This is a genomic window from Streptomyces sp. NPDC057424 (assembly GCF_042803315.1).
Taxonomy (GTDB): domain Bacteria; phylum Actinomycetota; class Actinomycetes; order Streptomycetales; family Streptomycetaceae; genus Streptomyces.
Window position 1 is genome coordinate 1 of record NZ_JBHVCP010000097.1, and the last position, 18,715, is coordinate 18,715.

General features: G+C 71.0%; 13 protein-coding genes and 2 tRNA genes. 12 read left to right on the forward strand and 3 right to left on the reverse strand.

Translation table 11 applies throughout. From position 1 onward, the window contains the following. Positions 1 to 8 precede the first annotated feature (8 nt). The 6 genes from ACFU3E_RS37195 (at position 9) to ACFU3E_RS37220 (ending at position 8,240) form a co-directional block, all read left to right on the forward strand. Positions 9 to 83: transfer RNA gene (locus tag ACFU3E_RS37195), tRNA-Val, on the forward strand. 1,496 nt (positions 84 to 1,579) lie between these two features. Then, a complete protein-coding gene (locus ACFU3E_RS37200) occupies positions 1,580 to 2,869 on the forward strand; it encodes an ABC transporter substrate-binding protein (RefSeq protein WP_384168862.1) in 1,290 nt (429 codons plus the stop codon). Next, entirely contained in the window at positions 2,869 to 3,870 is a 1,002-nt protein-coding gene (locus ACFU3E_RS37205) for a carbohydrate ABC transporter permease (protein WP_384168865.1), read from the forward strand. Before ACFU3E_RS37200 ends, ACFU3E_RS37205 begins: the two co-directional genes overlap by 1 nt. Further along, positions 3,867 to 4,793: a carbohydrate ABC transporter permease gene (locus ACFU3E_RS37210; protein WP_384168868.1), complete on the forward strand. Its 927-nt coding sequence runs from the start codon at positions 3,867 to 3,869 to the stop codon at positions 4,791 to 4,793. Before ACFU3E_RS37205 ends, ACFU3E_RS37210 begins: the two co-directional genes overlap by 4 nt. Before the next feature lie 7 nt (positions 4,794 to 4,800). Then, positions 4,801 to 5,391 carry a hypothetical protein gene (locus ACFU3E_RS37215; RefSeq protein WP_384168871.1) on the forward strand — a complete coding sequence of 197 codons (591 nt, stop codon included), beginning with the start codon at positions 4,801 to 4,803 and terminating at the stop codon, positions 5,389 to 5,391. 113 nt (positions 5,392 to 5,504) lie between these two features. After that, on the forward strand, positions 5,505 to 8,240 hold the full coding sequence (locus ACFU3E_RS37220) for a Tat pathway signal sequence domain protein (protein ID WP_384168874.1): 2,736 nt from the start codon (positions 5,505 to 5,507) through the stop codon (positions 8,238 to 8,240). 71 nt (positions 8,241 to 8,311) lie between these two features. Here ACFU3E_RS37220 and ACFU3E_RS37225 read toward each other — a convergent pair whose 3' ends face one another. Beyond that, entirely contained in the window at positions 8,312 to 10,693 is a 2,382-nt protein-coding gene (locus ACFU3E_RS37225) for an SCO7613 C-terminal domain-containing membrane protein (protein ID WP_384168877.1), read from the reverse strand. A 96-nt stretch (positions 10,694 to 10,789) separates the two neighbouring features. Here ACFU3E_RS37225 and ACFU3E_RS37230 point away from each other — a divergent pair, with 96 nt between their 5' ends. Together ACFU3E_RS37230 and ACFU3E_RS37235 are read left to right on the forward strand one after the other, a co-directional pair. After that, on the forward strand, positions 10,790 to 11,236 hold the full coding sequence (locus ACFU3E_RS37230; protein ID WP_384168879.1) for an SRPBCC family protein: 447 nt from the start codon (positions 10,790 to 10,792) through the stop codon (positions 11,234 to 11,236). Positions 11,237 to 11,275: 39 nt separating this feature from the next. Continuing rightward, positions 11,276 to 11,347, forward strand: a tRNA-Val gene (locus ACFU3E_RS37235). 59 nt (positions 11,348 to 11,406) lie between these two features. Here ACFU3E_RS37235 and ACFU3E_RS37240 read toward each other — a convergent pair. Further along, positions 11,407 to 12,135, reverse strand: coding sequence for a 3'-5' exonuclease (locus ACFU3E_RS37240; protein WP_384168894.1), 729 nt, complete (start codon positions 12,133 to 12,135; stop codon positions 11,407 to 11,409). A 169-nt stretch (positions 12,136 to 12,304) separates the two neighbouring features. Here ACFU3E_RS37240 and ACFU3E_RS37245 point away from each other — a divergent pair, with 169 nt between their 5' ends. The 4 genes from ACFU3E_RS37245 (at position 12,305) to ACFU3E_RS37260 (ending at position 16,789) form a co-directional block, all read left to right on the forward strand. After that, positions 12,305 to 12,871 carry a DUF4365 domain-containing protein gene (locus ACFU3E_RS37245; protein ID WP_384168882.1) on the forward strand — a complete coding sequence of 189 codons (567 nt, stop codon included), beginning with the start codon at positions 12,305 to 12,307 and terminating at the stop codon, positions 12,869 to 12,871. Next, the gene (locus ACFU3E_RS37250) at positions 12,868 to 14,094 is read left to right on the forward strand and encodes a hypothetical protein (protein WP_384168885.1); all 1,227 of its coding nucleotides are present in this window, start codon (positions 12,868 to 12,870) and stop codon (positions 14,092 to 14,094) included. The genes ACFU3E_RS37245 and ACFU3E_RS37250 overlap by 4 nt, the downstream gene beginning before the upstream one ends. Positions 14,095 to 14,185: 91 nt before the next feature. Further along, positions 14,186 to 16,162, forward strand: coding sequence for a threonine--tRNA ligase (gene thrS, locus ACFU3E_RS37255; protein WP_384168888.1), 1,977 nt, complete (start codon positions 14,186 to 14,188; stop codon positions 16,160 to 16,162). 66 nt (positions 16,163 to 16,228) lie between these two features. Beyond that, complete coding sequence (locus ACFU3E_RS37260) at positions 16,229 to 16,789, forward strand: HIT family protein (protein ID WP_384168890.1); 561 nt, start codon at positions 16,229 to 16,231, stop codon at positions 16,787 to 16,789. Between the two features lie 136 nt (positions 16,790 to 16,925). Here the strand turns inward: ACFU3E_RS37260 and ACFU3E_RS37265 are convergent, their stop codons facing one another. After that, positions 16,926 to 18,593: a hypothetical protein gene (locus tag ACFU3E_RS37265; RefSeq protein WP_384168892.1), complete on the reverse strand. Its 1,668-nt coding sequence runs from the start codon at positions 18,591 to 18,593 to the stop codon at positions 16,926 to 16,928. Between the last annotated feature and the right edge of the window lie 122 nt (positions 18,594 to 18,715).

The window sequence follows — 18,715 nt, forward strand, 5'->3', positions numbered from 1 at the left end:
CTGCGTCCGGGCGATTAGCTCTGTGGGAGAGCGCTTCGTCCACACCGAAGTGTTCACTGGTGCGAACCCAGTATCGCCCACCAGCCCCGGCGGCTCACCTGCGATTGCGCAGGTGGGCCGCCGTCGTTGTACCCACGCACGCCGGGGGCGTGCCGTCGGGCAGCGGGTGTCGGCTGCCGGCGGTCTGCTGTGCGGCGGTCTGCTCCGCGGTTCGCGGGAACTCCCTTCCCTGGTCACGCCCGGACCCCCGCTGACGCCGAGATCCGCCCCTCTGCGGGCGGGGACGGGCCAGGACCCCTGTCGGGCGGGCACGCTCGCGCCGCTGAGCCTGTTGTGGGACCGGTCGGTGATGTGGTCTGCCGGAGGGGCTGGGCGTTGAGGGGGCGTGATCGGTGGGCTGCTCGTGCGCGCTGGGCCTGTCGTCGGACCGGTCGGTGATGTGTCTGCCCGAGGGGCCGGCGTTCAGGGATCCGGCTCGGTGGGCCGCTCGTGCTGCCGACCCCGCCCCTTGGACCGCTGGTGCCGAGATCGGCTGGGAGAGCCGGGCGTGACACGGGGCGCCGGCTGGAAGGCCGGCGGAGCAGCCGAGGCCGCCCCGACGGGCCGGTTCGCTCCGAGATCACTCCTCGAGTGAGGCGTGCCGGTGACCCCCGTCCGGGGCCGCCAGGGCGCCGGCACCCCTTGGCGGGCCGGCTCGGGGCTTGCGTGGCAGGAGATTCTGCCTGGGGAGCCGGTCGTGCCGCTGTCGCTCCCGACCACGAGCCGCTGGTGGCGAGGGCCGCCTGTCGGGGCAGCTGGGTTGAGTGCTGTTCACGGGCGGGTGTGCCGGGAGCCCTGCTGCGAGCTGGTCGTGCTGCTGTCGTCCCTCGGGGCGCGCCGCTGGTGGCGAGATCCGCTCGTCGGGTCAGCTGGGGCCGAGATCCGCCCTTGGGCCGGAAGGCCAGGCCTCTTGCTCGGGGAGCCGGGCCGCCGCCCCCGCCGAGGTCCGCTCAACGGGCCGCTGTGCCGCGGATCCGCCGCCGGACCGACTCCGTACGTCAGAGCGCTTGCGAGGACGGTGCCCATCCGCCCGTACGTCGCCGTCCCGGACCCTCTCCAGCCCGCCCACGTGCTGCCCACCGGCGATCTCAGGTGCCGCCCCGTCAGCCCACCGTGCTGCCACCCCCGGGCCTCACCCGCCGGCCCCTCACCCTCATCCCTCCCCGCCCGTCGCCCCGGTCGCGGCCGCCCCCGGCCGAACCCGCCCGCGCAACGCCTCCCACTCCAACGCCACATGGCCGGAACTCACCCTCATTCTCACGCCCCTCTCCCTCCACCTCACCGTCGTCTTTCGGTCGCGCCCGACATCGGCCCGACTCGACCCGCCGTGTTCGGAGGTTCGGTCACGTGGCCGTCACCAGCCGTGTCGTCCGGCGTCGCTCCCGGCGCCACCCCCTGGTCCGGTTCCATGGCCCGATCCCTCGGTAAGAAAATCTTGTCCGAATCATTGACGCACCCTCAGCCCCTCCGTACCTTGTGCCAGCAAGCGCTTACTTGAAACGATTCATGCGAGCGGGACGACGTGCGGGGAGGTCCAACCGTGGTGAACGGCAGGAAAGTTGAGAGGCGTACCATCCTGAAGGCGGCCGGAGCCACGGCAGCGACGCTGGGGCTGGCCGCGACGACCGGTTGCGGCGGTGACGGAGGGACCTCCGCGGACGGGACGGTGACGATCCGTTACGCGTGGTGGGGCGCGGAGGACCGCGCCCAGAGAATCAACAAGACCATCGCGCTCTTCGAGAAGAAGTACCCGAAGATCAAGGTGAAAACAGACTTCCAGCCCTACACGGACTTCTGGAAGAAGTTCAACACCCAAGCCTCGGGCGGCAATCCGCCGGACGTCTTCCAGAATGCCATCGGATTCCTGCGCAAATACGACGCGAAGAACGTTCTGCTCGATCTCAGTGAGCAGGCCGAGGCGGGCAATCTCTCCATGGAGGGATTCCGGGCGGGGCTCGACAAGTTCGGTGAGATCGACGGCAAGCTCCTCGGTGTTCCGGTCGGCTCCAACTCGATGGCCCTGGTGATCGACAAGCCCGTCTACGCCAGGGCGGGCGTGAAGCCGGAGCAGGGCTGGACCTGGGACGACTACCACGCGGCGATGAGGAAGATCCGCGACAAGACGGGGCGCGCCGGTGACACCGGCCCGTACAACGTCATGTACCTCTACGACCTCTACCTGCGCCAGAACGGCAAGGCGTTCTTCACCGAGGACGGGCTCGGCTTCACCGAGGCGGACCTGAAGCGCTGGTGGGCGAAGGCCGAGAAGGGTGTCGAGGACGGCAGCTACGCCGACCAGAAGAAGGTCGCCCAGATCAAGCCCAAGTCGGCGGTCTCCGGGGAAATCGCCGCTGGTGAGTTCACCTGGGACAACTTCACCGTCCGCTACACCTCCGAGGGCAAGAGCGAGTACGGCCTGGCCCCCATCCCGACCACCGACGGCAAGAAGACCGGTCAGTACCTCGGCTCGCTCATGCTCAGCGCTTCCAAGCGCACCCAGCACCCCAAGGAAGTCGCCCAGTTCATCGACTTCATGGTGCACGACCCCGAGGTCGCCAAGATCATGGGCTACGACCGCGGCGTGCCCGCGACCCAGGCCCAGTACGACGCGTACGAGCCGACCGACGAGGTCAACAAGGCGATAGCCGCCTACGAGGAGTCCCTCGTCGAGGCGGGTGTCCTGGAGCCCATCACCCCGCATCCGAACGGCGCGGACATCTGCGAGGCGGCCTTCCTGCGCATCGGTGAGGAGCTCGGCCTGGGCAAGCGCTCGGTGGACGAGGCCGTCAAGCAGTTCTTCACCGAGTCGAAGACGGCTCTCGGCACCTGATGGGAACCACCGTGACACACGCCCCTGCGATGGAGGGCCTGTCCCAGGACTCCGAGCCGCGGCACGGTCCGGTGAAGCCCGCGCGCCCCGCCGCCCTCAAGCGGCGGCGGCGCCGGGAGAACCTGGCCGGCTATCTCTTCATGTCCCCGTGGATCGCCGGGTTCCTGCTGCTCACGGCGGGTCCGATGATCGCGTCGCTCTACTTCGCCTTCACCGACTACAACCTGTTCGACGCGCCCAAGTGGATCGGCCTCGACAACTTCTCCGAGATGTTCGGCGATCCACGCTGGCGCCACTCGGTGCGGGTGACGCTCTGGTACGTCGCCGTCGGCACACCGCTGAAGCTGCTCGCGGCCCTCGGTGTGGCGCTGCTGCTAGCCCAGAGCCGGCGCGGGCAGGCCTTCTACCGGGCCGCCTTCTACGCGCCGTCGCTCATCGGCGCGAGCGTCTCCGTCGCGATCGTGTGGAAGGCGATCTTCTCGGACGACGCGGTCGTCGACCGCACGCAGAAGATCTTCGGGATCGACGTCGGCGGCTGGACCGGCAACCCGGACATGATCATCTACAGTCTGGTGGCACTCACCGTCTGGCAGTTCGGCGCCCCCATGGTCATCTTCCTGGCCGGCCTCAAGCAGGTCCCGCGCGAGCTGTACGAGGCGGCCGAGGTCGACGGGGCGGGCAAGCTGCGGCGGTTCTGGAACATCACGCTGCCGATGATCTCGCCCGTCCTCTTCTTCAACGTCCTGCTGGAGACGATCCACTCCTTCCAGATCTTCAGTTCGGCGTACATCGTCGGCGGCGGTGCCGGGGGCAACGCCTGCGGTCCGGCCGACGGCTCGATGGTCTACACCTGTTATCTCTACGTCCAGGGCTTCGAGAACAGCCGCATGGGTCTGGCCTCCGCGATGGCCTGGCTCCTGCTGATCGCGGTCGCCCTGGTGACGGCGGTGCTGTTCTGGTCCCAGAAGCGCTGGGTGCACTACGAGGAGGGCGCCCGATGAGCTCCCCCAATCTCTCGACTCCGCTCGATCAGGGGGCACCCCCATCGGCCACCGGCATCAAGCCCTCCGCCGGAGCCGGGGCGCTCCGGCACCGGCTGCCCGGCTCCCTCGCCTGGCACATCGGGTCCCTGCTGATCCTCGCGGTGATCCTCTACCCCGTGATCTGGGTCGTCGGCGGGTCCTTCAAGAAGAGCGAGGACATCGTCGGCAGCCTGGACCTGTTCCCGGGCGACCCGGTCGTCGACAACTACCGGAGCCTGGCCGACGGCATCGCCGACATCTCGATCTCCACGTTCTTCTACAACTCTCTCTTCCTCGCGGTCGGTTCGGTCATCGGCATCCTGGTGTCCTGCTCGCTGACGGCCTACGCCTTCGCGAGGATCAGGTTCGCGGGGCGCAATCTGCTGTTCACGCTGATGATCGGCACCCTCCTGCTGCCGTACCACGTGCTGCTGATCCCGCAGTACGTGCTGTTCCGCAACATGGAGATGATCAACACCTACACGCCGCTGCTGCTCGGGAAGTACCTGGCCACCGAGGCGTTCTTCATCTTCCTGATGGTGCAGTTCATGCGCAGCATGCCCAGGGAACTGGACGAGGCGGCCCGCCTCGACGGCTGCGGCCACTTCCGGATCTACTGGTCGATCGTGCTGCCGCTGAGCCGGCCGGCCCTGATCACCAGCGCGATCTTCACCTTCATCAACAGCTGGAACGACTTCATGGGCCCGCTGATCTACCTCAACGAGCCCGACAAGTACACGGTCTCGCTCGGCCTGAAGATGTTCGTCGACCAGGAGGGGGTGGCCAACTACGGCGGCATGATCGCCATGTCGCTGGTCGCGCTGCTGCCGGTGCTCGCCTTCTTCCTCGCCTTCCAGCGGTATCTGATCGACGGCATGGCCACGTCGGGTCTGAAGGGCTGAGGCGGGCATGGCCGGGACACGGGTGAAGGCACGGGGCGAGTCGGCGCTTGCCGAGCGGTTCGCGGTGTTCGCCGAGTGCCTGCTGACCGGTGTGTGGATCGCGGTGGCCTCCCTGGGAGTCGTCACCTATCCCGCCGCGTTCGCCGCCGGGGCGCGGCATCTGCGACGCCGTACCGCTCATGAGGGCGGTGGCTGGCGGGAGTTCGCCGGCGACTTCCGCACGGCCCTGCGTGGCGGGTGGCTCGCCGGGCTCGCCGGGTGGGCGGCGGTGGCCGCGGTCTGGGTGGACGTGCAGGCGGCCCGGGCGGGGATTCCCGGTGGGCCGCTGGCCGGGGCCGTCGGGGTCGTCGCCCTGATCGGGCTCGTCGTGGCCGGTCTGCGCGCGGCGGCGGTCTGGGCGCCCGGCGCCCGCTGGCGGACGCTGCTGGCCGGGGCCGGGCGGCGGACGGTGCTCGATCCGGCCGGGTCCTTCCTGATCGTCGGCGGGCTGGCCGTGGTGGCCCTGTCCGCCTGGTTCGCCGCACCCCTGGCGATCGCCGTCCTCGGAGCCGTCGCCGCGGCGGCCGTCGCCGTGGAGGAGCGGTACCGGCACCGCTGAACGGCGGTGTCCCCTTCCAGGCCGGCACCGCCCCCGGTGCCGCACCCCTCTGTCATGCCCCTGACCAACGCACGGAACCGCTTCCCGTACGGACAAGGAAAGGCAGCATCGCCATGTCTCCCATCCCCCGCAGGTCCCTCCTCAAGGCAGCCGCCGTCACCGGAGCCGCCGCCCAGTTCAGCTGGGCACTGGGAGCCCAGGACGCCCAGGCCGCGCCCAGAGCCGAACCCGCCGACGCGGACCCGGTCACCCTGGACTGGCTGGAGGACGGCGGCCTCGGCGCCGCACCCGGCTCCACCGTCGGCGTGCCCTGGCCCAAGGGCGCGTACCGGAAGGACCAGACCTTCGCGCTGACGGACGCCGGCGGCAAGGCCGTACCCGTGCAGTCCTGGCCGATCGCCTACTGGCCCGACGGATCCCTCAAGTGGACCGCGCACGCGGTCGCCTCGGGCGACGGCAAGCTCACCCTCGCCGCCGGGACGCCCGCCGCGCCCGAGAAGAAGGTCACCGTCGAGAAGCGCGGCGGCACCATCGACATCTCCACCGGCGTCATCACCGCGAAGATCGGCAAGTCCGGCTCCACCCTCGTCAAGTCCGTCACCCGCGGCTCCACGGAGATCGCGAAGAACGGCCGGCTCGTGCTGATCCGCCAGCCCGAGATCGAGGACGAGGACCAGGGCGCGGTCAAGACCGAGCGCTTCGACGGTGCGATCTCCAAGGTCGAGGTCGAGCAGGCCGGCCCGGTCCGCGCGGTCGTGCGCATCGACGGCAAGCACCGCAGGGGCGGCCGCAGTTGGCTGCCCTTCTCGATCAGGCTCTACTTCTACGCGGGAGCCGACTCCTTCCGCATGGTGCACACCATCACCTACGACGGCAAGCAGGAGCCGGGCAAGGCCAGTGGCGACTTCATCCGCGGCCTCGGCGTCCGCTTCACCGTGCCCCTGCGGGACGAGTCGTACGACCGCCACATCCGCATCGGCGGCGACGGCACCGGACTGCTGCGCGAGGCCGTCAAGGGCATCACCGGACTGCGCCGGGACCCGGGCGCGGCTGTGCAGGCGGCCCAGTTCGAGGGCAAAAAGCTGCCCGACCCCGCCACCTGGGACCAGCGGGTGACGACCCGGCTGCAGTACATCCCCGAGTGGGGTGACTACACCCTCTCCCAGCTGTCCGCCGACGGCTTCACACTGCGCAAGCGCACCAAGAAGGGCCACGGCTGGGTCGCCGCGGGGGGTGGCCGGCGCGCGTCCGGCTTCGGCTACGTCGGCGGGGCGAGCGGCGGGTTCTCCTTCGGACTGCGCGACTTCTGGGAGAAGTTCCCCGCCCAACTCGACATCCGGGACGCCCACACCGACGAGGCCGAGGTCACCCTCTGGCTCTGGTCGCCCGAGGCACAGCCCATGGACATGCGCTTCTACCACGACGGCATGGGCCAGGACACCTACCCCGAGCAGATCGAAGGCCTCAACATCACCTACGAGGACTACGAGCCGGAGTTCGGCACCCCGTACGGCATCGCCCGCACCTCCGAACTCCTCTTCTGGGCCAACGAGTCGACCCCCAGCCCCGACCGGTTCGCCGAGCAGGTCGAGGCCGTCCGCGTGCTGCCGCAGCTGGCCGCCCCGCCCCAGCAGCTCATCAGGGCCAAGGTCTTCGGGCCGGGCATGTACTCCGAGCCCGACCGCTCCACCCCGGCCAAGGCGAAGATCGAGGACCACCTCGACTTCCTCTTCACCTTCTACAAGGACCAGGTGGAGCAGCGCCGCTGGTACGGCTTCTGGGACTACGGCGACATCATGCACACCTATGACACGTTCCGGCACCAGTGGCGGTACGACATCGGCGGCTACGCCTGGGACAACTCCGAGCTCTCGCCGGACCTGTGGCTCTGGTTCGCCTACCTGCGCTCCGGCCGCGCCGACATCTTCCGCTTCGCCGAGGCGATGACGCGGCACACCGGGGAGGTCGACGTCTACCACCTGGGCAAGTGGGCGGGCCTCGGCACCCGGCACGGCGTGCAGCACTTCGCCGACAGCGCCAAGCAGCAGCGCATCGCCAACACCACCTACCGGCGCTACTACTACTTCCTCACGGCGGACGAACGGGTCGGCGACCTCATGCACGCCAACGTCGACTCCGACGAGACGTTCCTCGCCCTCGACCCGCTCCGCAAGATCCGCACCGAGCCGTACACGCCCGACCGGCACGCCCTGTCGATCGGTTTCGGCACGGACTGGAGCGGCCTGGTGTCGGCCTGGCTGACGGAGTGGGAACGCAAGGGCCCGAAGTGGGAGAAGGCCAAGGCCCGCGTGCTGTCCACGATGGAGACCATCGCCGCCCAGCCCAACGGCTTCGTCCAGGGCAGCGGCCTGTACGACCTGGACACCGGCAGGTTCGCCGTCGCCGCCCAGCCCAAGGTGGAGGTGTCGCACCTCTCGGCCGTCTTCGGCCTCAACGAGCTGTGTGCCGAGCTCATCGACCTGATCGACATGCCGAAGTTCAACGAGGCGTACTTCGACTACTGCCGCTACTTCAACGCCACCAAGGCCGAACAGGCGGCCCGCTACGGCTCCAACTTCGGCAGCCTGCTGCTCTTCCAGGGCCACTCGCGCCTCGACGCGTACGCGGCCGTCAAGACCGGCGACGAGAAGCTCGCCAAGCGGGCGTGGGAGAAGTTCTACAACTCCGACGGCTACAAGGAGTCGGCGCCCTGGCGGACGGAGAAGCTGAGCGGTCCGGTCGCGCTGGTGCCGGGCAGCGAGGCCACCTGGGTGTCCACGAACGAGACCGCGCTGTACGGCCTCGCCGCCATCGAGAACCTGGCACTGCTCGGGGACAGGATGCCGTAAACGGGGGACCGGCCGAGCGCATCCCGTGCCGAGGCACCGGGGTCCGCTCGGCCAGGGCCTGCAGAAGCCCTCTAGTCCATCCGCCCCAGGACCTCCCGGACCCGCCGGACGTCCCGGATCCGCTGCTCGTACGTCGCCCCGAGGGCGAGCAACAGGAGTCCGGCGAGGGCGGGAGGGGCCCAGCGCGGGAGCGCCCCCGTCACCTGCACGACGTAGGGGGCGAGTTCGTGCAGGGTGACCAGGGCCAGCACCGAGCCGCCGAGCACCAGCGGCGCCCGGAGGTGGTGCCGGGCACCGAGCAGGGTGACCAGCAGCGCCGCCGTGCCCAGGAGCAGCGGCCGTGTCCAGTGCGGATCGGACCAGGCCGCGACCAGGCTCGGCACGAGGGTGGCGGCGAGCCCGGGGCCGTACGCCGACCAGGAGGAGGCCTGCGGGTCGCGGCGCCGGCGGAGCACTCCGACGAGCAGCGCCGGGACGGTCACCGGAAGCGTGTACGCCTCGGGCGTGCCGACGTCCCAGGCTGCCAGGCGCACCCACGCGGCCAGCACGAACAGGGCCGTGGCCGCGTAGCCGACGGGATGCCGCCCGGCGCGCAGGGCCGTGCCCGCGGCGATCACCCCGCACAGGGCCAGCACCAGGGCGAGCATCGGCGGGTCGGTGACGGCGAGAGCCACGGCGAACAGCCCGAGGGCGATTCCCACGGCCTCGACGGGCACCGTCGCCCGGGACGCACCGAGACGCGGCGCCAGCAGGGCGGCGGCAGCGACAACCACCAGGACCAGCAAGGCGGTTCGGGCCGGCGGCCACTCCGCGGCGGCACCGGACGCCGAGGCCAGGGCAGCGGCGTACACGAGAGCCGCCGGGGCCGTGAAGGGGGCGGTGCCCGCCCGCCACGAGGCCGCGGCGGACAGCGCCGTCAGCACCGACAGCACGCCGAGGGTCGCGGACTGGGAGGCGAGGGAGACCAGAGTGAGGCCGACAGCCGTGACCAGGGCGAGGACGAGGGCCGTGACCTGCGCGGCCGACGCAGTGACCCGGCAGGCGTACAGCGCCGCCGCCGTCATCAGAGCCAGGACCACCATCCCCGCGAGGTAAGGAGCCTCGAAGACCGCCGGAAGCAGCAGAGCCGTGGCCCAGAGCAGACTCAGGGAACCGAGCCGGGCCCGCCCACGCCACTCCTGCGCGCGGACCGCCAGGGCGAGGACGGCGGCGACGGCCACCAGCACCAGGGGAGCCATCGCCGCGTCCGGCGGCCAGGGCGCCCCGACGGCCACCGCCGCACGGGCGTCCGACGGCGCACCGCTCCACACCCGGCCCGCCCAGCCGGCCGGGCCCAGCAGCACCACCGCGACCACGGGCAGCGTCCACAGCACCGCCAGCGCCTGTACGGCACCGGAGGCCCAGGCGAAGCCCCTCCGCAGCGCGTCCGGCAGCCGCTCGATCCGCACCGCGCCCAACAGGGCGATGCCGACGGCCAGATGAGCCGGAACCGCCCACTCCGAGGGCACCCCGGAACGAGCCACCCCACCGAGCGCGGCCACGACGAGCAGCCCGGACGTGATCGCGAGACCGAAGGCGTGCCCGATGCCCGGCCCCCGCCGGACCGCACCCAGCGTGATGGCCGCCGCGAGCAGGAGCAACGCCCCGGCACGGGAAGCGTCACCCGGGCCGCCGGCCGTCAAGGACAGCCAGCCTGCACCCAGAACGCCCCAGCCACCCATGCCGTACGCACCGACGGCGGCGGTGATCCGCACGGCCCCGGACGGCAACCGCACCACCGCCACCGCGTCGAGCCCGGCCGTCACCAGCAGCGCGGCCGTGATCACATACGGACCCGCGTCGGCGGACAGGGCCCACAGCAGCAGCGGGAACTGGGCCACGGCCAGGGCGCAGGGCAGGGGCAGGCGCAGCGCCGCCGTGACGGGCAGCAGGCCGTACGCCGACCAGGTCGCCGCCAGCACCGCCGACGCGGCGGCCGCGTACCCGGTGCCGTCCGTCCGGGAGAGGGCCGCCGCGTGCAGTGCGTAGGCGTCCAGGACGGTCAGGGCGAGCCCGAGGCCCGCCACGGACTCGGCCGTCGACCGCAGCCCCCGCTTCAGCAGTGCCACGGGCACGGCGAGCGCGGCCAACGTGACCGCGCCGAGCACCAGGGCCCGCCCGGCGATCCCCATGTGCCCCCAGCTGACCAGTGTGAACACCGCCGCCGCGAGCGTGAGCAGGACACCGCCGAGGACCAGCAGCACGTTCTGCACGCTGGGCGCGGCCGTCTCCGGGCGGGGCGCGGCGGCGGGCGGCTGCGTCGAGGCCTGGGCCCGCGACTGCTGCTGCGTCTGGTGCAGTGCCGCGACCAGCCAGGCGCGACGAGAGAGCAACTGGGCGCGCCGGGCGTCCAGTTGCCAGAGTTCGGCATCGAGGAGGCGCAGTTCCTCGGCCGGCGGCGGAAGGTTGGTCATGGACGCAGTGTGGTTCGCGTCACCTCGCACGGCATGAGTGCGGATACTCAGGCGCGTACTCAGACAGTCCGCGTCGCGAGTGGGCAGACTGCCGGAATGGACTGGAACCAATACCGCTTCCGGAGTCTGTGGCCTCTGCCCGCACCACCCGCCGCGGTCTACGGCGTGCTGGAACGCCCCGAGGACTACCCGCGCTGGTGGCGCCAGGTCAAGGAGGTGACCCGGCTCGACGACACCACCGGGGTGATCCGCGTCCGCTCCGTCCTGCCGTACGACATGACCTTCACGGCGCGGGAGGTGCGGCACGATCCGGCGGCAGGCGTGCTGGAGACGGCACTGTCCGGGGACCTCGAGGGCTGGGCGCGCTGGACCGTCACACCGCACGGGGCGGGCAGTCTCGCGCGGTACGACCAGGTCGTCGGTGTGCACAAGCCGCTGCTGCGGCGCCTCGCCGTACCGGGGCGGCCCGTCTTCCGCGCCAACCACGCCCTGATGATGCGGTCCGGGCGGCGCGGGCTCCTCAGGCACCTGCGAGCGGTTTGAAGGAAGCGTGCCCGGACCTGTATGGTTCAGTGCGTTCCCGGGCGATTAGCTCAGTGGGAGAGCGCTTCGTTCACACCGAAGAGGTCACTGGTTCGAACCCAGTATCGCCCACCGGAAACAGCCGGTCCGTCACAGACGGACCGGTTTTTTCATGTGCGGGACCGCTTCGCTCAGGCCGCAGCCGGCAGGTCCGGACGCAGCGGCCAGGCCGGGTCGACCGCCTCGTCCACGCCACTGCGCGCGAACCACGCCTGCAGCCCCCGCGCCTGCGCCGCGTGCCACACCGCCTGCAGGGTGTGCAGCTCACCCGGGGCGAGACGCTCCAGCCGGGACGCGAACCGGCGGCCCACCGCCCGGGTGACCTCCAGTGCCGCGACGGCGTCGGCCGCCGCGTCGTGCGCGCCCTCCAGGGCGACGCCGTAGTGCGCACACAGGTCGGTCAGGGTGCGGCGGCCCTTGCGGTAGCGGTCCAGATGCTTGTCCAGGACCCGCGGGTCCAGCACGGACAGCGGCGCCGACTCGAACCAGCGGCCGAGCGAAGAGGCACGATGCCGGCGCAACTCCCGGTCCAGCAGCGTCAGATCGAACGGCGCGTTCATCACCACGACCGGGCGCCCGGCGTGCGCCTGCTCGGCCAGTGCCTGCGCTATCTCGTGCATCACCGGCGCCGGCCACCGGCCGTTGCGCTGCAGGTGCTCCTCCGTCAGCCCGTGCACCGCCGTCGCCCCGGCGGGCACCGGCACCCCCGGGTTCACCAGCCAGCGGCTCACCCGCGGCCGGATGCCCGGGGCATCCTGGACGACGACGGCGGCCGACACGATCCGGTCGGTCTCGACGTCCACGCCCGTCGTCTCCGTGTCGAAGGCGGCCAGCGGCCCCTCGTACCAGCACATCGTCATAGCCACACAACCCCTCGTTCACCTTCGGCAGTTGACGCACCGTCCGCTGCCCGATCCGGTGATACCCGTGCTGTTTGCGCCGTACGCCGGAAGGAGACAACAGGAGTACGGGTTGTTGCAGTTCAGCGGCCCGCAGCGGGGAATCACTTGTTCTGGAAGGCTGTTGGCCATGGCCATTGCGCAGCCCGAACGGGGCGGGCTGCTGCCCGAGCGCACGGCTCCCTCTCGCGGCACTCTCGCCACCACCGCCTGCATGGAGACACTGCAGGTCGGCTATCTGCACGCCGTCGCGGCAGCGGCCGGCTGCTCGCTGTCGCAGCCCTTTCCCGACAACGGCATCGACTGGCACGTCAGCCACAGCGCCCCCGGGCACACGGTCGATGACGAGGTCACCATCAAGGTGCAGCTCAAGGCCACCTACCAGGTGCCGCCCAGCCCACCCGGCCGCACCTTCTCCTTCACGCTCGACAACGACCACCTGGCGAAGCTCGCCCGCACCCCCGTGTCGGTGCACAAGATCCTGGTGGTGATGCTGGTGCCCCGCTCCCAGGACGACTGGCTGCGCGCCGGCCACGACCGGCTCGACCTGAGGCACTGCTGCTACTGGACCAACCTCGCCGGACAACCGATCACCGGCCGCCGCCGCACCACCGTGCGCATCCCGACCTCACGCATCTTCGACGACCGGGCCCTCTGCGAGATCATGACGCGGGTCGGGACGGGAGGGAAACCGTGACGCACCGTCCGACCGAGGAGCCACTGAGGCCGGTACGGCCGCACCCCGTCGACACCACCTGGAGCGGCTCCCCGCCCGAGCCCGGCGACGTCGACCCGGCCGTGCTGAGCGCCCTGCTGCGCCGGCACGGCTGGCAGCGGCGCGGCGGCGCCCCCGGACGCTACGGCCGCTGGACCCCGCCCGGCCCCGGCGGCAGCGGCACCAGCCTCCTGGTGCCGGAGAGCCGCGCCTTCCCCGACAGCGACGACCTGCTCGGCGAGGCCCTGCTCGCCCTGTCCCGCAGCGGCTCGCCGTCCGCCCGCGAGGTGCTCGTCTCCCTCGCCGTGCCCAGCGACGAGATCCGCTGGTGGCACGACGTCCCCGCCGGGCCCGCCGGCGCGCCGACCTGGACCGTCGAGGACCGGCTGCGCGGCGCCGCCCGCCGGACACTGCTCGCGGCGGCCCTCGCCACCCGCGCCCGGGCCGGCTACCACGGCGCCCGCCACCGCCGCTCCGCCGCCGCGGCCCTGGAGAACGTCCTGGTCGGCTCCGCCACCGACGGCCGGATCACCGCGTTCGTGCCGGTCGCCGGTGGCCGCCCCCTCGCCGTGCGCCTCCACCAGGCGCTGTTCGCCGCCCGGGAGGCGATCGACTACCAGCGGGCCACCGGCGGCATGGACGCCTTCGACGCGGCGGTCGAGGCAGGGGTGAGTCATGAGCTCACCGAGGCGCTCGTGGCTCTCGTCCGGGGCACGGAGGGCGCCCGGATCGCCGTCGAGTGGGCCCCGGCGGCCGGTGTGCCCGAGGGCTGCGCGCCCTCCGCCGAGCCCGTCGGGTTCTCGCCCGGTGACCTCGCCGTGCTGCGCGAGGCGGGCGCCCGCTACCTGCGCGAGGAGCCCGCCGTCCCGGTGCGGATCACGGGAGCGGTGGTACGGCTGCGCAGATCCGGACCGCGCGGCGACGGCACCGTACGGCTGCGCGTGCTGGCCGGGGCCGATGTGCCGAACGTCCGGATCACGCTCGACGAGGAGGCGTACCGGATCGCCGGGCACGCCCACCTCGTCGGGCTTCCGGTGCGGGTGCAGGGACGGCTGGAGAGCCGGGGCGGATTCCGCCGTCTCACCGGTGCTCACGGGGTCGTCCCCGTACAGGTCGACGACGCCGAGCGGGACCGGCTGATGAAGGAGCTCCACGAGAATCTCGACTTCTTCGAGGAGGCCTGCGGAGGGGACTGCGGGGACTGATTTCGCGAAGGGCGGTCCCGGGTCGGTACGATCCTTACTCGTGCGCGCGCTCGGGTATGGCGCCGCAGCCCCCTTCAGTCAGGAGAGACCGGTGTCAGACGTCCGTGTGATCATCCAGCGCGATTCCGAGCGGGAAGAACGCGTGGTGACGACGGGCACTACGGCCGCCGAGCTCTTCGCCGGCGAGCGCTCGGTCGTCGCCGCGCGCGTGGCCGGCGAACTCAGGGACCTGTCGTACACCCTGTCCGAGGGCGACGAGGTCGAGGGCGTCGAGATCTCCTCCGAGGACGGCCTGAACATCCTGCGCCACTCCACCGCGCACGTCATGGCGCAGGCCGTGCAGGAGCTCTTCCCCGAGGCCAAGCTCGGCATCGGCCCGCCCGTCAAGGACGGCTTCTACTACGACTTCGACGTCGAGAAGCCCTTCCACCCCGATGACCTCAAGGCCATCGAGAAGAAGATGCAGGAGATCCAGAAGCGGGGGCAGCGCTTCTCCCGCCGCGTGGTGACCGACGAGGCCGCCCGCGAGGAGCTGGCCGACGAGCCCTACAAGCTGGAGCTGATCGGCCTCAAGGGCTCCGCCTCGTCAGACGACGGCGCGGACGTCGAGGTCGGCGCCGGCGAGCTGACGATCTACGACAACCTGGACGCCAAGACCGGCGACCTGTGCTGGAAGGACCTCTGCCGGGGCCCTCACCTGCCGTCGACCCGTGCCATCCCGGCGTTCAAGCTGATGCGCAACGCGGCCGCCTACTGGCGCGGCAGCGAGAAGAACCCCATGCTCCAGCGCATCTACGGCACCGCCTGGCCCACCAAGGACGAGCTGAAGGCGCACCTGGAGTTCCTCGCCGAGGCCGAGAAGCGCGACCACCGCAAGCTCGGCAGCGAGCTGGACCTGTTCTCCGTCCCGGAGCAGATCGGCTCCGGCCTCGCCGTCTTCCACCCCAAGGGCGGCATCATCCGCCGGGTCATGGAGGACTACTCGCGCCGCCGCCACGAGGAGGAGGGCTACGAGTTCGTCTACACCCCGCACGCGACGAAGGGGAAGCTCTTCGAGACCTCGGGCCACCTGGACTGGTACGCCGACGGCATGTACCCGCCCATGCAGCTCGACGAGGGCGTGGACTACTACCTCAAGCCCATGAACTGCCCGATGCACAACCTGATCTTCGACGCGCGCGGTCGTTCCTACCGTGAACTGCCGCTGCGCCTCTTCGAGTTCGGGACGGTCTACCGCTACGAGAAGTCGGGCGTCGTGCACGGCCTGACCCGGGCCCGCGGCTTCACCCAGGACGACGCGCACATCTACTGCACCCGTGAGCAGATGTCGGAGGAGCTCGACAAGACGCTCACCTTCGTCCTCGGCCTGCTGCGTGACTACGGCCTGACCGACTTCTACCTGGAGCTCTCCACCAAGGACCCGGAGAAGTTCGTCGGCTCCGACGAGGCCTGGGAGGAGGCCACGGAGACGCTGCGCCAGGTCGCCGAGAAGCAGGGCCTGCCGCTCGTCCCCGACCCGGGCGGTGCCGCCTTCTACGGCCCGAAGATCTCCGTGCAGACCAAGGACGCCATCGGCCGCACCTGGCAGATGTCGACCATCCAGCTCGACTTCAACCTGCCGGAGCGCTTCGACCTGGAGTACACGGGTCCGGACGGCGCCAAGCAGCGCCCCGTCATGATCCACCGCGCGCTGTTCGGCTCCATCGAGCGCTTCTTCGCGGTGCTCCTGGAGCACTACGCGGGTGCCTTCCCGGCGTGGCTGGCCCCCGTCCAGGCCGTCGGCATCCCGATCGGCGACGCGCACGTGGACTACCTCGAGAAGTTCGCGGCCGCGGCCAGGAAGAAGGGTCTGCGCGTCGAGGTCGACTCCTCCTCCGACCGCATGCAGAAGAAGATCCGCAACGCCCAGAAGCAGAAGGTGCCCTTCATGGTCATCGCGGGCGACGAGGACATGTCCCACGAGTCCGTGTCCTTCCGCTACCGCGACGGCTCGCAGGAGAACGGCATCCCCTTCGACGAGGCCATCGCGAAGATCCAGAAGGTCGTGGAAGAGCGCGCTCAGGTCTGATCACACGGTGCGCTGGCCCCCGGGGAGATCCCGGGGGCCTTTGCCGTCCCCCCAGCTCGACGCCATATGCTGCACTGCATGACGAGTGAGCCGGAGCAGCAGCTGGGAGTGGGGACTCAGGACGCGTTCCAGCGTCTGTGGACGCCCCATCGGATGGCCTACATCCAGGGCGAGAACAAGCCCACCGGCCCGGGCGCCGGCGACGGCTGCCCCTTCTGCTCGATCCCGGCCAAGTCCGACGAGGACGGGCTCGTCGTCCGGCGCGGCGAGCAGGTCTACGCGGTGCTCAACCTCTACCCGTACAACGGCGGGCACCTGATGACCGTGCCCTACCGGCACGTCGCCGACTACACCGACCTCACGCCGGGGGAGTCCGCAGAGCTCGGCGAACTCACCAAGCAGGCCATGACGGCCCTGCGCACGGCCTCCGGCGCACACGGCTTCAACATCGGCATGAACCAGGGCACGGTCGCCGGCGCGGGCATCGCCGCGCACCTGCACCAGCACATCGTGCCGCGCTGGGGCGGGGACACGAACTTCATGCCGGTGGTGGGGCACACGCGGGTGCTCCCGCAGCTCCTGGCGGACACGCGGAAGATGCTGGCGGAGGCCTGGCCGACCGCCTGATTACGGCGGGTCCGGTACTCCCGGCCCGTCCGGCGTTTGAGGACGAGGCCGCTCAGGCCGATGGGGGTCCGGGGGCGCAGCCCCCAGGGACACCACCACGCCCGGCCCGCGGCTGATCGGCTCGACCGCCGGAGGCCTACGCGTCGTAGACATCCGCCTTCTTCGGCGAAGCCTCCTGCACAGCCCCGCTGAGCGCCGACGACCGCGACCCGAACTTCTCCACGTCCACCCCGTTCTCCCGCAGCACCTTCAGCGCCGCCGCATGCACCGCCCGCAGTACCGGCGTGGCCGCCCGCAGCGCGTCGTCGGCCATGAACCGGTGCCGCCAGGGCTGGTCGGCCCACGCGTGCCGCAGACCGAACGGCTCCGGCAGCGTCAGGCTGCCGCCCAGCCAGTTCAGCAGCGGCGGGTACCAGGTCAGCGGGGCGCGCGCGGCCAGCCGCACCACCTCGTCGGCGTCGATCAGCGGGAGCTTCACGGTGCGGGTCTCCCAGAACCGCAAGGCCTTCTGCACCGCCTTCTCCTTGGCCGCCGGCTTCTCGTTGAACAGGGAGTTGACCGGCCCCAGGGCGTGGCCGGTGACCTCGATGCGCAGCGTGTCGTGCAGCACGGTCACCGTGATCAGCATCGTGATCACCAGGTGGCCGTCCCACAGGGTCCACTGCACGCCCAGGTAGTGCCGGTCACCGCTGCCGAACTGCTGCTTGTTGCAGATGTCCTGTACGGCGTGCGTCCGGACCGTGTACGCGTCGACGTCCGTGCCGCTCGGCCGGGACACGTCCGTCGCCTTCTCGCCGATCGGCGTGACGATCCAGTGCGTGATCGACGGCTTGGGGAATCCGCCGGTGTTGATGGACGTGCGCTCCAGCATGCCGAGAGCGCCCTGGATCGCCACGATGACGTCCCAGCTGCGGAACGGATGGAACTCCTTGCCCGGCTCTGCGGAGACCAGCTCCTCGGCCAGCTGCCAGCTGCCCCACCGCGTGCCCATGCCGAGTATGCCCTTGGGGCCGGCGTAGAAGACCGAGTTGGACCGCTGCTCGGCGGCGAGGCGGGCCAGCTCCTTGCGCACCTGCTCCGCCGCGTCACCGGGGTTGCCGGGGACGGCCTCGGGGATCTTGGCGCCCACGCCGCCGCCCGACAGCAGGCTCGACCAGCGCTCCCGGAGGTCACGGGCGGTCCGCTCACAGATCTGCTTGGCCCAGAACCAGCCGACGACCGGCATGATCACCGCCGCGCGCCCGTACAGGGCCCAGAACCCCGTGAACGGCATGCGGATCAGGAACAGCACGGCGAGCGCGCCCACGGCGACCAGCAGGGTCGTGGCGAGAGCGCCCGCGCGCTTGTCCTCGCGCTTGGCCATGGTGGTGCGCAGCGTGAACACCAGCAGCCACACGAGGAAGCCGGGCAGGAAGAGCACCCCGCAGATCACCGTGATCGCCGAGAGCCAGTTGTCGCGGTCGCGGCGGATGCGGTGGGCCGCCAGGCAGTGCTCCACGACGACCTGGGGCTCGATGCCGAAGGACTGGATGACCGGCTTTCGCCCGGCACCCAGCATCCGGTCGATCACCGCGCGGGAGAAGGCCTCACCGAACCGGGGACGGAAGATCTTCGCCCAGGAGCGCGGGGGAGTCACCTTGGACTGGTGCCACTCGTTGTCGGCGTTCAGGATCTTCGTGACCTCGTCGTCCCGGTACGCCGCCGCGGCCAGCGCGTAGGTCGCCGCCGTCTGGCCGCTCGCACCCGCCAGAGGCACCTGGGCCCCCGGGCTGAAGTCGAATCCGTCCGTCACTGCCGCCCCCATCGCTGCCGCATCCGCATCTGCGGCCTTCCCGACTTCCGCGCTCCGCACACCTGTTGATCAGGTCATCAGCGTATCCGTCCGCACCGGCACGCGGGGGCGGGCGGCCCGTCAAGCCGCCCGCC

Coding starts and splice junctions, on each gene's coding strand:
- ACFU3E_RS37265 (WP_384168892.1), bottom strand. CDS start 18,593: ATGGGGGCGGCAGTGACGGACGGATTCGACTTCAGCCCGGGGGCCCAG.
- ACFU3E_RS37245 (WP_384168882.1), top strand. CDS start 12,305: ATGGCCATTGCGCAGCCCGAACGGGGCGGGCTGCTGCCCGAGCGCACG.
- ACFU3E_RS37215 (WP_384168871.1), top strand. CDS start 4,801: ATGGCCGGGACACGGGTGAAGGCACGGGGCGAGTCGGCGCTTGCCGAG.
- ACFU3E_RS37220 (WP_384168874.1), top strand. CDS start 5,505: ATGTCTCCCATCCCCCGCAGGTCCCTCCTCAAGGCAGCCGCCGTCACC.
- ACFU3E_RS37205 (WP_384168865.1), top strand. CDS start 2,869: ATGGGAACCACCGTGACACACGCCCCTGCGATGGAGGGCCTGTCCCAG.
- ACFU3E_RS37225 (WP_384168877.1), bottom strand. CDS start 10,693: ATGACCAACCTTCCGCCGCCGGCCGAGGAACTGCGCCTCCTCGATGCC.
- ACFU3E_RS37210 (WP_384168868.1), top strand. CDS start 3,867: ATGAGCTCCCCCAATCTCTCGACTCCGCTCGATCAGGGGGCACCCCCA.
- ACFU3E_RS37240 (WP_384168894.1), bottom strand. CDS start 12,135: ATGACGATGTGCTGGTACGAGGGGCCGCTGGCCGCCTTCGACACGGAG.
- ACFU3E_RS37230 (WP_384168879.1), top strand. CDS start 10,790: ATGGACTGGAACCAATACCGCTTCCGGAGTCTGTGGCCTCTGCCCGCA.
- ACFU3E_RS37260 (WP_384168890.1), top strand. CDS start 16,229: ATGCTGCACTGCATGACGAGTGAGCCGGAGCAGCAGCTGGGAGTGGGG.